General features: G+C 70.9%; 11 protein-coding genes. 7 read left to right on the top strand and 4 right to left on the bottom strand.

All coding sequences use genetic code 11. The features are described 5' to 3' along the window. The first annotated feature begins 25 nt into the window (after positions 1–25). Entirely contained in the window at positions 26–913 is an 888-nt protein-coding gene (locus ACYQ1K_RS01105) for a hypothetical protein (protein ID WP_459980586.1), read from the top strand. On the opposite strand, the gene ACYQ1K_RS01110 is transcribed toward ACYQ1K_RS01105, so the two are convergent. Continuing rightward, positions 897–1868, bottom strand: coding sequence for a sulfotransferase family protein (locus ACYQ1K_RS01110; RefSeq protein WP_459980587.1), 972 nt, complete (start codon positions 1866–1868; stop codon positions 897–899). The genes ACYQ1K_RS01105 and ACYQ1K_RS01110 overlap by 17 nt on opposite strands. 92 nt (positions 1869–1960) lie before the next feature. Between ACYQ1K_RS01110 and ACYQ1K_RS01115 the strand changes: the two genes are divergently transcribed. Further along, positions 1961–2881 carry a phosphoribosylaminoimidazolesuccinocarboxamide synthase gene (locus ACYQ1K_RS01115; RefSeq protein WP_459980589.1) on the top strand — a complete coding sequence of 307 codons (921 nt, stop codon included), beginning with the start codon at positions 1961–1963 and terminating at the stop codon, positions 2879–2881. 107 nt (positions 2882–2988) lie between these two features. Next, positions 2989–4572: a long-chain-fatty-acid--CoA ligase gene (locus ACYQ1K_RS01120; RefSeq protein ID WP_459980591.1), complete on the top strand. Its 1584-nt coding sequence runs from the start codon at positions 2989–2991 to the stop codon at positions 4570–4572. Between the two features lie 9 nt (positions 4573–4581). Here ACYQ1K_RS01120 and ACYQ1K_RS01125 read toward each other — a convergent pair whose 3' ends face one another. Next, complete coding sequence (locus tag ACYQ1K_RS01125; protein WP_459980593.1) at positions 4582–5091, bottom strand: YflT domain-containing protein; 510 nt, start codon at positions 5089–5091, stop codon at positions 4582–4584. Between the two features lie 95 nt (positions 5092–5186). Here ACYQ1K_RS01125 and purS point away from each other — a divergent pair, with 95 nt between their 5' ends. Beyond that, positions 5187–5429, top strand: a complete 243-nt coding sequence (gene purS, locus ACYQ1K_RS01130; RefSeq protein ID WP_459980595.1) for a phosphoribosylformylglycinamidine synthase subunit PurS — start codon at positions 5187–5189, stop codon at positions 5427–5429. Next, positions 5426–6094, top strand: a complete 669-nt coding sequence (purQ, locus tag ACYQ1K_RS01135) for a phosphoribosylformylglycinamidine synthase subunit PurQ (RefSeq protein WP_459980597.1) — start codon at positions 5426–5428, stop codon at positions 6092–6094. Before purS ends, purQ begins: the two co-directional genes overlap by 4 nt. Before the next feature lie 58 nt (positions 6095–6152). Here the strand turns inward: purQ and ACYQ1K_RS01140 are convergent, their stop codons facing one another. Both ACYQ1K_RS01140 and ACYQ1K_RS01145 read right to left on the bottom strand, forming a co-directional pair. Continuing rightward, on the bottom strand, positions 6153–7616 hold the full coding sequence (locus ACYQ1K_RS01140; RefSeq protein ID WP_459980599.1) for a glycoside hydrolase domain-containing protein: 1464 nt from the start codon (positions 7614–7616) through the stop codon (positions 6153–6155). A 190-nt stretch (positions 7617–7806) separates the two neighbouring features. Then, complete coding sequence (locus ACYQ1K_RS01145) at positions 7807–9270, bottom strand: MFS transporter (protein WP_459980600.1); 1464 nt, start codon at positions 9268–9270, stop codon at positions 7807–7809. 194 nt (positions 9271–9464) lie between these two features. Here ACYQ1K_RS01145 and ACYQ1K_RS01150 point away from each other — a divergent pair, with 194 nt between their 5' ends. Continuing rightward, positions 9465–10013: a TetR/AcrR family transcriptional regulator gene (locus ACYQ1K_RS01150; protein ID WP_459980602.1), complete on the top strand. Its 549-nt coding sequence runs from the start codon at positions 9465–9467 to the stop codon at positions 10011–10013. Between the two features lie 123 nt (positions 10014–10136). Next, positions 10137–12428 carry a phosphoribosylformylglycinamidine synthase subunit PurL gene (gene purL / locus ACYQ1K_RS01155; protein WP_459980603.1) on the top strand — a complete coding sequence of 764 codons (2292 nt, stop codon included), beginning with the start codon at positions 10137–10139 and terminating at the stop codon, positions 12426–12428. Positions 12429–12500 lie beyond the last annotated feature (72 nt).

Consider the following 12500-nt stretch of genomic DNA (forward strand, 5'->3'; position numbering starts at 1 on the left):
ATCGGACTCGACTATCATGTCGCCCATGACCGTCACGATGCTGCCGCACCTTCCGTCGTACGACGGCGCCGAGGTCGTCGTGCCGGCGCCGGGCTCCGGGCCCGGCAACTGGGCGGGCGCCGCCAGCGCGATCCTCCATGACGGGGTCTTCTGGCTGACCTGGCGCAACCGTCGTCCGCTCACCGAGGGCCGCGGTGTCACGGCCGACGTCGCACGGTCGACCGACGGCGTGCACTTCGAGACCGTCGCCGAGGTCCACCGGGACACCTTCGGGTGCGAGTCGCTTGAGCGTCCCGTGCTGCTGCCGCTGCCGGACGGCTCCGGATGGCGTCTCTATCTGTCGTGCGCGACCTGGAACTCGAAGCACTGGTGGATCGACAGTCTCACCGCGGCCACCCCCGAGGAGCTGCCGTCGGGGAAGCGTCGTGTGATCCTCGCGGGTGACGACCACGTGGCGGTGAAGGACCCGGTGATCGAGGCGGGTGCGGACGGCTGGGAGATGTGGCTGTGCTGCCACCCGCTCGCCGAGGCCGGTCACGAGGACCGGATGACCACGCGGCGGCTGACGAGCGTCGACGGGCTCGTCTGGGCCGACCACGGCGAGGTGCTCGCGGGACGGCCCGGTGCCTGGGACCAGCGCGGGGCGCGGGTGACGACGCGGCTGTCCGACGGCACGTTCCTCTACGACGGTCGCGCCGACGCCGCCTCGAACTGGTATGAGACCACCGGGCTCGCCCGCTGGAACGGCACCCGGCTGGTCGCCGACGAGGAGGTCGCGCCGATCGCCTCGCCGTACGCCGACGGCGCCTTCCGCTACGCCGCTGCCGTCGCCCTCCCCGACGGCCGGACCCGCTTCTACGTCGAGGCGGCTCGGCCCGACGGTGCGCACGACCTCATCACGGTCGTTCGCTGACGCGCCTCTGGGTGAACGAGCCGCGGCTCGTCGGGGAGAGCCACGCGGAGTAGTCGTCGCCGGTCAGGGACGACAGCAACGCGATGTCGTCGGCGAACGCCGGCAGCAGGGCCTCTCGCTGCGCCTCGCTCAGGTGCGGCCGGACCGCCTCACCGTGGCTGACGAGGTGTCGGGTGACGGCCGGCTCGAGCCGCCGCCACACCGCAGGCGGCGCGAACTGTCCGGCCCAGGCGCCGGCGCGGACGACGGGGCCGATGGTGCGGGGACGCCAGCCCGACATGACGTAGGTTCGGGAGTTGTCCTTCGGGATCGAGGAGACGACGCCTGTGGCGACTCCGAGGAAGGCGCAGGCCTGGTCCAGGGCCGCTGCGGGGGTGTCGACGAGATCGCGGTAGCGCATGACGAGCACCCGCGCGGGGTCGACGTGGGCGTAGAGGTGCTGTAGCTGCTCGCCGTAGAGCCCCAGCTCGCGGTACCGCCAGAAGGGTGCGTAGCCGTGCGTGATCCGATCTGCCTCCAGACCGAAGGCGGCCATGAAGTCGCCGACGGGCTCGAGGCCGTCGCACCACAGGTGCATCCAGTTGGAGTAGGCGCGGTCGATCGGGTCGCGCACGATGGCGATGATCCGCACGTCGGGCAGTGCCTCGCCGATGCGTCGGTGCGCGCCGCGGCTCCAGAGGTAGAACGGCGTCGACTCGCCGCGGACCTGGTCGTCGCGTGCGGAGGTCCACAGGGCGTCGTACTCACTGCGGCGCCAGATCCACTCCTGCTGCGAGTGCCGGTCCCCGGGGCCGTTGTAGTGGGGCGGGGGAGCGTCGTCGCACAGCCAGTACTTCGCCCCCTTCGGCGTCGAGACGAAGATCTCGGGATGGCTCGCAAGCGCTGCGTGCAGCGCCGTCGTGCCCGCCTTCGGGGCGCCGGCGATGAGGAAGTCCGGCTGGGGCGGTCGGGCCATGACGTCCTCCTTTCGACGATATCGCTTTGTCAGGCGAGTCAGTATAGATACTGGCTGAACGGGTGGGACTGCGATCTCACTAGGCTGTTCCTGTGCCCGAGCTGAACATCCCCCCGGCCCCGCCGATCGACGGCGCGCGGCACGTCCATTCCGGCAAGGTCCGCGACCTCTACGAGCTCGAGGAGGGGCCGTACGCCGGCGAGCTGCTGATGGTCGCCAGCGACCGCATCTCGGCCTTCGACTACGTGCTCGACACGACGATCCCCGACAAGGGCGAGATCCTCACCCGGATGAGCCTGTGGTGGTTCGAGCAGCTCGAGGACCTCGTGCCCAACCACGTGCTCTCCACCGACGTCCCCGACGCCGTCCGCGGGCGGGCCGTCATCGCGCAGCGCCTGCACATGTTCCCGGTCGAATGCGTCGCGCGCGGCTACCTGACCGGGTCGGGCCTCCTCGACTACGAGGCCACGGCCGCCGAGGGGCACAGCGTGTGCGGCGTGAGGCTGCCGCCGGGGCTCGTCGACGGCAGCCGCCTGCCCGGGGCGATCTTCACGCCGGCGACCAAGGCGGACCTCGGCGACCACGACGAGAACGTCAGCTACGAGGCGGTCGCGCGTCGCATCGGAGCGGACGACGCGGCCGAGCTGCGCCGGCTGACCCTCGCGGTCTACCACCGCGCGGACGAGATGGCCCGCGGCGTGGGGCTGATCCTCGCCGACACCAAGCTCGAGTTCGGGGCGCGGCAGAGCGACCTCGGTGTCCGCGCGATCGTGCTCGCCGACGAGGTGCTCACGCCGGACTCCAGCCGGTTCTGGTCGGCCGAGGAGTGGCACCCGGGGCGTGCCCAGCCGTCGTACGACAAGCAGATCGTCCGCAACTGGCTGCTCTCGCCCGAGTCGGGCTGGGATCGGCACAGCGGCGAGGCGCCGCCGCCCCTGCCGCCGTCGATCGTCGAGCGCACGCGGGCGCGCTACATCGAGGCCTACGAGAAGCTCACCGGGCACCGGTTCTGAGGGCGCTCGACTCGTCTTCGACTCGTCCACGACGCGTCCCCGGCGGGTCTCGCACGAGGAGGTGACCCGCCGGTAGGTTTGCTCCACCCGAGAGTGATGGAGGACACGTGTCGACGTACAACCTGTCGTCCCTGCTGAAGCGCACCGCCGCGAAGACCCCCGACCGCACCGCGATCGTCTTCGGCGACGTCAGGCTGACCTACGGGCAGGTGGACGCGGCGGCCAACCAGGTCGCCAACCTCCTCGTGTCCCGCGGGATCCGCCCGGGCGACAAGGTCGCGCTCATGTGCCCGAACCTGCCGTACTTCTCGGTGGTCTACTGGGGCATCCTCAAGGCGGGCGCGACGGTCGTCCCCCTCAACGTGCTGCTCAAGGGCCGCGAGGTCGCCTACCACCTCGACGACTCCGACGCGAAGGCGCTGTTCGCCTTCCAGGGCACCCCTGAGCTGCCCATCGGGCAGGAGGCGTACGCCGGCTTCTCCGCCACCGACGCCGCCGAGCACTTCTTCGTCATCACCGCGGACGCGGCCGCGGCCTCGCCGATCCAGGGCACCCCCGAGAGTCCGGTCGAGACGCTCGGCGAGGCGACGTCCGGCAAGCCGACGACGTTCGACCAGGTCGCCACGGACGAGGACGACACGGCCGTCATCCTCTACACCTCCGGCACCACCGGCCAGCCGAAGGGCGCCGAGCTGCGCCACCGCAACATGCGGGACAACGCGCTCTGCGGTGAGGCGCTCTTCGGGGCGGACGAGGCGCGGCCGGACACCTATCTGTGCGTGCTGCCGCTGTTCCACTCCTTCGGTCAGACGGTGGTGCAGAACGGCGCGGCGGCCTACGGCGGCACCGTCGTGATGCTGCCCCGCTTCGAGGCCGGGCCGGCGCTGCAGCTGATGCTGAAGGAGAAGGTGACCTTCTTCGCCGGCGTGCCGACGATGTACTGGGGGCTCCTCGGTGCGCTCGACACGGTCCAGGTCGACGTCTCGGAGATCGCCCGCAACCTGCGCATCGCCGCGGCTGGTGGCTCGGCCCTTCCGGTCGAGGTCCATCACGAGTTCGAGAAGCGCTTCGGGGTGACGATCCTCGAGGGCTACGGGCTCTCGGAGACCAGCCCCGTGGCCAGCTTCTCCCCGCTGGGGCAGCCGGTCCGGGTCGGCTCGATCGGCGTGCCGATCCCGGGCACCGAGATGAGGCTGATCGAGCCGTCGACCTGGGACGAGATCGACTGGACGCCGGATGCGATCGGGGAGATCGCCATCAAGGGCCACAACGTGTTCAAGGGCTACTACGGGCGCCCCGAGGCGACCGCGGAGGCGATCAGCGCGGACGGCTGGTTCCGCTCGGGCGACCTGGCACGTCGCGACGAGGACGGGTGGTACTACATCGTCGACCGGGCGAAGGAGATGATCATCCGCGGCGGCTTCAACGTCTACCCGCGCGAGATCGAGGAGGTCCTCCTCACCCACCCGGCCGTGTCGCTGTCCGCGGTGATCGGCGTGCCCCACTCCAGCCACGGCGAGGAGATCAAGGCGTTCGTCATCCTGAAGCCCGGTGCGAGCGTCACGCCCGAGGAGATCGTGGCCTGGAGCAAGGAGCAGATGGCGGCGTACAAGTATCCGCGCATCGTCGAGATCGTCTCCTCGCTCCCCATGACCGCGACCGGGAAGATCCTCAAGCGCCAGCTGTCCTGATCTGACGCCTCAGGCGAAGGGATTCGGCAGCGCGCCGGGCAGCCCGGCCAGCAGCTCGCGGGCGCGTGCCGCGACCTTGTGCTCCACGAGCACCTCGTACTTGGTGGCGACCACCTGGGTGACCGAGGAGAAGTCGCGGTGGCCGCGGGTGGCCGCGTAGCCGACGAGTGCCCAGATCAGTCCGAAGAGCGCGCCGAAGAGCATCGTCGAGACGATCTCGGCGAAGGCGTTGCCGGTGGTGAAGAGCGTGAAGAGCACGCCGATGAGCAAGCCGAACCACAGCCCGGTCAGGATGCCGCCGATCGCGACACGGCTGGTGGTCAGTCGACCGGTGATGCGCTCGACCCTCTTCAGGTCGGTGCCGACGATCATGCAGTTCTCAACGGGGAACTCCTGGTCGGAGAGGTAGTCCACCGTGCGCTGCGCCGCCTCGTAGTCGTCGTAGACCGCCAACGACTGCGGGAACTCGAGCTTGAGCGGGTTGCCGGCCTGACGGGGGGCACCGAACGGGGTCGTCATGGCTCCAGTCTGGCGCGCAGGGGGTGAGCGTGCCCAGCGACGGTGGTCGGCGCAGGAATCGCGGCCCCCGGCGTCGGGTCGTTAGACTCCGGCCCGTGCCTCGCGTCGTTGTAGATGTCATGCCCAAGCCCGAGATCCTCGACCCGCAGGGCAAGGCCGTCCTCGGCGCGCTCCCGCGGCTGGGCTTCACCGGTGTCACCGAGGTCCGCCAGGGCAAGCGGTTCGAGCTCGAGGTCCCCGAGGTCACCGACGCCGTGATCGCCGACATCGAGAAGCTCGCCGACACCTTCCTGGCGAACACGGTCATCGAGAACTACACCGTGCGGGTCGAGCAGTGACGAAGGTCGGAGTCGTCACCTTCCCGGGCACCCTCGACGACGTCGACGCCCAGCGCGCCGCGCGGATCGCCGGCCACGAGGTCGTCGCGCTCTGGCACGGCGACCACGACCTTCAGGGCGTGGACGCGGTGATCCTGCCCGGCGGGTTCTCCTACGGCGACTACCTGCGCTGCGGCGCCATCTCGCGCTTCGCGCCGATCATGACCGAGGTCGTCGCAGGCGCCCAGGCGGGCCTGCCGGTGCTGGGCATCTGCAACGGCTTCCAGATCCTCGTCGAGGCGCACCTGCTGCCCGGCGGCCTGCTGCGCAACGACCATCGCAAGTTCATCTGCCGCGACCAGCGCCTGCGGATCGAGAACAACGCGACTCCCTGGACCAGTGCCTACGGCAAGGACCAGGAGATCGTCGTCCCGCTGAAGAACGGCGAGGGGCAGTACGTCGCCGACGCCGACACCATCGCCCGCCTCGAGGGTGAGGGCCGCGTCGTCGCGCGCTACCTCGAGGTCAACCCCAACGGGTCGCTCAACGACATCGCCGGCATCGCCAACGAGCGTGGCAACGTCGTCGGGCTCATGCCCCACCCCGAGCACGCCGTCGAAGAGCTCACCGGCTCCGGCACCGACGGGCTCGGCTTCTTCACCTCGCTGGTCGCCGCCCTCGTCTGACTCGACGACGTCATACGTGCCGGCTGCCCCGGCAGCCAGCACGCATGACGTCCGGGGATCAGAAGCGGCCCGCGGCGAGCAGGCGCCAGGCGCTCTGGGCGACCATGCCGCCGGGCCTCAGCCCGACGCGGGCCTTCCACTGGTTGAGCACGCCCTGCGTCCTGGCGTCGAGCGTGCCGGTGATCGGCAGGTGGGCGGAGAGGCTGGCCGCGTTGAGGGCACGCTGGACGTCGCGTACGTCGCGGGACGTCGTGCCCGGGTGGAGCGTCGGGCGCGTGCCTGAGGCCAGCAGCTGCATCCACATCGCACGGGTCCACAGAGCGTGGGGGCTGGGACGCATCCCATGCGCCTTGCGCCAGTTCGCGACGGCGGTCACGAGCGCGGGCCCGAACCCCTTGCCGACGACGCCGCGGAAGCTGGCCCGCTCCTTCAGGAGGCACTTGAGCGCCAGCACCTGGTCCGTCGGCGGGCGGTAGGTGGGGGAGGGCCGCTTGACGGCGACGTACGCCGGAAGGTCGACCTTGACCCCTCCGCAGTGCGTCTCCGCCGGCGCCGAGGCGGGCACGGTCGGCTGCGTGGGAGTGGCGGACGGGGCCGGAGGCGCCGGCTTCGTGGGCGGCTGCGGCGCGGTGCGCAGGTCGAGGTAGTTGCGGTCGATGTTGATCGTCACGCCGCCCCACGTCTCGTTGTGGCCGCCCTGATACTGCTTCACGCGGCTGCCGGCCCAGCCGGCGTCGGAGAGGTAGTCGGGGGAGGAGGTGTTGGCCTTGCCGTCGTACCGCGCGAGCCAGAGCTGGTCGGGCAGCACGATGTTGGGGAGCGGGTTGAGGCGCTGGCGCTCGAGCACCTTGATGCCGGAGCCGACGCTGGAGTAGACGCCGGAGCGGTAGCCGAGCTTGTGGATCTGCACCGTCCACGCCGACAGGAAGCGCAGGGCGGACTCCCGGCAGCGGGTGTTGGTGTAGTCGAAGCCCTCGAGGTCGTAGAACATCGTGCTTCCCGGCACGAGGCCGAGCGCCTTCGCGGCCGTGACCGTCTTCGACGCCTCCGTCGTGCCCATCGACCGTGCCGCGGCGTAGTCGTTGGTCGCCGTCGCGTTGATCCGGTAGTCGTTGCCGTAGCGCGGGAACCGCGGCTGGCACGACGCCTGCGGGCCGAGAGTGATGGGGAGGAGGTGCCAGCCCGCGGCCAGCTGGGTGGCGACCCAGGTGGCCGTGAGGTTGGTCTGGTTGCGGCAGGCGCGGGAGTAGCCCGCGATGTAGATGCCGACCGCCCGGAAGGGGCTCGACTTGCGCCACGCCGCCATCGCCGCCTGGCTGGGAGCCAGGCACTGGTCGAACCCGAGCCCCGTGATGACGCCCGGAGTGACCGGGTTGGAGGCCGTCGGGATGGCGGTGTCGTCGTCGTGCCTGGGCAGGGCGAGCAGGAGCGCGGCCACGAGTCCGACCGCGACGGCGACGACGACGGCGCGCAGTCGCAGGTCGCTCCGCGACGGGTCGGTCGTGGTGGCTGGCGCGGTCATCTGGGTTCTCCCGGGTGGCTCTCGAAGTGCACGGCCGAGTCACCATAACCTCAGAATTCACAGCAGTCACAGGTGTCACAGATAACTACAGGACTGTAATTCGCCGAGCCCGCGCGTCGCCCCCGCCCAACGCCGAGTCGGCGCGCCTTCGCAGATGCTCTGCCAAGGACGCGCCGACTCGGCGAGGTCGTCAGTCCAGCTCGGCGACGGGGACCATCCGGGGGCGGCGTACGGCGACTGTGAGTGCGCTGAGGAGCGCGATCGCCGTCAGGGTGGCCGCGGCGATGAAGCCCGCGTGGGCGCCGGAGAGGAAGTCCCCGCCCACCGCGTTGGCGGCGAACACCGACGCCACCACGGCGAGCCCGACCGAGCCGCCGAGCTGCTGCATCGTCTGCAGCAGGCCGGACGCAGCACCGGCGTGCTCCGGCTCGACGCCCCGCAGCGCCAGTGCGGTGATCGGCATGAAGCTCAGCCCTGCCGAGACACCGGCGAGGAGGAGCGAGGGGAAGCTCCCGGTCAGGTAGCTGCTGCCGGCGTCGAGCTGCCCGAGCCGCAGGAAGGCCAGCGTCATGCCGGCCGTGCCGACGATGACCAGCGGGAGCGGTCCGAACCGGCCGACCAGCCGCGGGCTGAAGCGCGACATCGTGAAGACGCCGAGCGGCATGGGCAGGAAGGCGAGACCGGTCGTGAGGGGGCCGAGGCCGAGCTGGTCCTCGAGGTACTGCACCATCAGGAAGAACATCGCCATCATGCCGCCGAACATCCCGGAGGTGGCCAGCAGTGCGCTGATGCGCGAGTGGCTGCGCAGGAGCGCCGGCCGGAGCAGCGGGTGCGCGACGCGCGTCTCGGTGACGGCGAGCACGCCGACCAGCGCCACGCCGAGGGCGAGGCCGCCGATGGTGCGAGCCGAGCCCCACCCGTGGTCCGGAGCGCCGATCAGCGCCCAGACGATGCTGACGGCGGCGCCGGTCGCCGCCACCGCGCCGACCACGTCGAAGCGGCCGGGGCGCCTCGGGGTCTCCGCGACGAGGCGGCCGACGACGGCGAGGATGGCCAGGCCGATCGGCACGTTGATGAAGAGGGTCCAGCGCCACGAGATGACGTCGGTCAGGATGCCGCCGAGGATGAGGCCGAGCGCGCCTCCGCCGGAGGAGACGGCGGAGAAGAGGGCGAGCGCCCGGTTGCGGGCGGCGTCGTCCGGGGCGCTGGTGGTGAGCAATGCCAGCACCGACGGCGCGGCGAGGGCGGCGCCGACTCCCTGGAAGGCGCGGGCGGCGACGAGCATGCCCGGTGAGGTGGACAGGCCGCCCACGAGGGAGAAGGCGATGAAGACGGCGAGGCCCACCTGGAAGAGGCGCAGCCGGCCGAAGACGTCGCCGAGCCGGCCGCCGAGCAGCAGGAGGCCGCCGAAGGCGAGCGTGTAGCCGTTGAGCACCCAGGAGAGGCCGGCCGGCCCGAAGCCGAGGCCGGTCTGGATGTGGGGAAGCGCGACGTTCACGACGGTCGCGTCGAGCACGAGCATGAGCTGCGCGAGCAGCACGACGAAGATGCCGGCGGCTGCCTTGCCCGCGTTCGGCGGGAGCGCGGTGGGCAGGTCGGGCCGTGGGTGGTGGCGAGCCGCGCTCGGGGAGCGCGAGATCACGGTGGAAGACATGGTGGGTTCGTCCTGTTCTGGCCTGGTGGGCCGACGTAGACTGGTTCCGGAGGATGACTCCGGTTACACGTAGAACGATACGGAGACTGTCTCCGTTTTACAAGTGGCTTCTCGTGGCGCATATCGGCGGCCCTGCTCGGCAGGGGGTACGGTGCTCACGAGCCGAGACACGGGTCGAGAAGGAGGGGTGTCGGATGCGCGCCGACGCCAAGCGGAACTACGACAAGCTGGTCACGACGGCCGGCCGCGTCTTCCGTGAGAAGGGGTACGACGCCCCGCTGGACGACATCGCCAAGCAGGCCGGTGTCGGCCCGGGCACGCTCTACCGGCACTTCCCGACCCGCGACGCCCTCATCGACGCGGTCATGCAGAACTGGATCGCCGGCGTCAACGACTCCGCCGACAAGGCGCTCGCCCACGAGGGCGACGCGAAGGACCGCCTGATGGCCTGGTTCGAGGAGTACGCCGCCCGCCTCACCGTCCACAAGGGCGTCGCCGCCAAGATCACCTGCGCCCTCGGCGACGACGCCTCGCCCATGCGCAACAAGTGCCAGACCTACGCCGCCGCGAATGAGCGCGTGCTCGAGGCGCTGCGCGCTGAGGGGGCCGTGCGCCCGAGCGTCGAGCCGCTCGAGGTGCTCCGCCTCATCGGCGGCGTCGCGACGGTCGCCGACCAGGGGGCGCTGCCCCCCGAGGCGGTCCGGCCGATGCTCGAGGTCATCGCCGACGGCGTCCTGCGCTGAGCCTCGCCTCGCATGCCCGTGTGAAGTCCACGGTGACCTCAGGGTCACGCTGGACTTCACAAGGCGTATCGCCGGCGCCCGCCGAGTCGGGGATAGGAGCCTCCCGCCGGTAGATTGACGCCCGTGACCTCGGCCCAGATCACTGCCCTCGACACCGTTGACGTCGCCGCCTCCGATCCGGACCGGGCCCAGCCCTGGGCCGAGCTCGGGCTCAAGGAGGACGAGTACGCCGCCATCAAGCAGATCCTCGGTCGCCGCCCGACCGGCGCCGAGCTCGCGATGTACTCGGTGATGTGGAGCGAGCACTGCTCCTACAAGTCCTCGAAGGTGCACCTGCGCCAGTTCGGCGAGATTCCTCAGGAGACGCCGGCCGGCAAGATGCTGGCCGGCATCGGCGAGAACGCCGGCGTCATCGACGTCGGCCAGGGCTACGCGGTCACCTTCAAGATCGAGTCGCACAACCACCCGTCCTACGTCGAGCCCTACCAGGGTGCCGCGACGGGCATCGGCGGCATCGTGCGCGACATCCTCGCCATGGGCGCGCGTCCGGTCGCCGTGATGGACCCGCTCCGCTTCGGCCCGCTCGACGCCGCGGACACCCACCGCGTGCTGCCGGGGATCGTCGCGGGCGTCGGCGGCTACGGCAACTGCCTCGGCCTGCCCAACATCGGCGGCGAGGCGGTCTTCGACGAGACCTACCTCGGCAACCCGCTCGTCAACGCCCTGGCGATCGGCGTCCTCAAGCACGAGGACCTCCATCTCGCGAAGGCGTCGGGCGCCGGCAACCTCGTGATCATGTACGGCGCCCGCACCGGCGGCGACGGCATCGGCGGCGCCTCGATCCTGGCCTCGGTCGAGTTCGACGAGGACGGTCCCGCGAAGCGACCCTCGGTCCAGGTCGGCGACCCGTTCATGGAGAAGCTGCTCATCGAGTGCACGCTGGAGCTCTTCTCCGCCGGCATCGTCCGCGGCATCCAGGACTTCGGCGCGGCCGGCATCTCGTGTGCCACCTCGGAGCTGGCGGCGGCCGGCGACGGCGGCATGCACGTCGAGCTCACGAAGGTGCCGCTGCGCGACTCCACGCTCGCTCCCGAGGAGATCCTCATGAGCGAGTCGCAGGAGCGGATGATGGCGGTCGTCGCGCCCGAGGACGAGGCGGCGTTCCTGGCGATCTGCGCCAAGTGGGACGTCGAGGCCGCCACGATCGGCACCGTGACCGGTGACGGTCGGCTCGTCATCGACTGGAACGGCGAGACGATCGTCGACGTCGACCCCCGCACGGTCGCTCACGAGGGCCCGGTCTACGAGCGCCCGCTCGCCCGGCCGGAGTGGCAGGACGCTCTCCAGGCCGACGCGGCCGAGGCGTTGCCCCGCCCGTCGACGTCGGCGGAGCTGCGGGAGACCTGGCTGCGCCTCGTCGCCTCGCCCAACCTCTGCGACAAGACCTGGATCACGCAGCAGTACGACAACTACGTGCGCGGCAACACCGTGCTCTCGGCTCCGGCCGACAGCGGGATGATCCGCGTCGACGAGTCGACCAACCTCGGTGTCGCGGTCTCCACCGACGGCAACGGTCGCTTCGCCAAGCTCGACCCGTACGCCGGCGCACAGCTCGCCCTCGCCGAGTCCTTCCGCAATGTCGCGACCGTCGGGGCGACCCCGCTCGCGGTCTCCGACTGCCTCAACTTCGGCTCGCCGGAGGACCCGGCGGTCATGTGGCAGTTCGCCGAGGCCTGCCGTGGCCTGAAGGACGCGTGTCTCGAGCTGGGCGTCCCGGTGACCGGCGGCAACGTGTCGCTCTACAACCAGACCGGCGACGTCGCCATCCTGCCCACGCCCGTCATCGCGGTGCTCGGCGTCATCGACGACGTCACGCGTCGCACGCCCTCGCGCTTCGTCAACCCGGGTGAGCGGATCTTCGTGCTCGGCGACACGCGTGACGAGCTCTCCGGCTCCGAGTGGGCGCACGTGGTGCACGGCCACCTCGGTGGGCTCCCGCCTCGTGTGGACCTGGCCGGAGAGAAGTCGCTCGCCGGACTGCTCCGGGCCGCCGCCGACGTCGTGACGTCGGCGCACGACCTCTCCGACGGCGGCCTCTCCCAGGCGTTGGCCGAGGCGTCGATCCAGTCCGGGATCGGTGCGCAGATCGCGCTCGCCCCCGCCTTCCCGGACCCGTTCGTCGCGCTCTTCGCCGAGTCGGCCGGACGCGTCCTGGTGACCACGCACCTGCACGATGGCGACGCGCTGCTGCGCCTCGCCTCGGAGCACGACGTCGTCGTCACCGAGATCGGCGTGACGGGCGGGGACACCATCACGATCGAGGGGCAGTTCGAGATCGGCGTCGCCGAGCTCGCCGAGGCCTGGCGTGCCACGCTCCCCGCCGCACTGAACGCCGAGTTCACCCCCGACGCCTGAGGGTCGACTCGCCTTCTCGACCTCGCTGGTCGAGTAGCGAGCGCTAGCGATCCCGGAGGTCGAGTAGCGAGC

The sequence above is a fragment of the Nocardioides sp. AN3 genome (assembly GCF_054653495.1).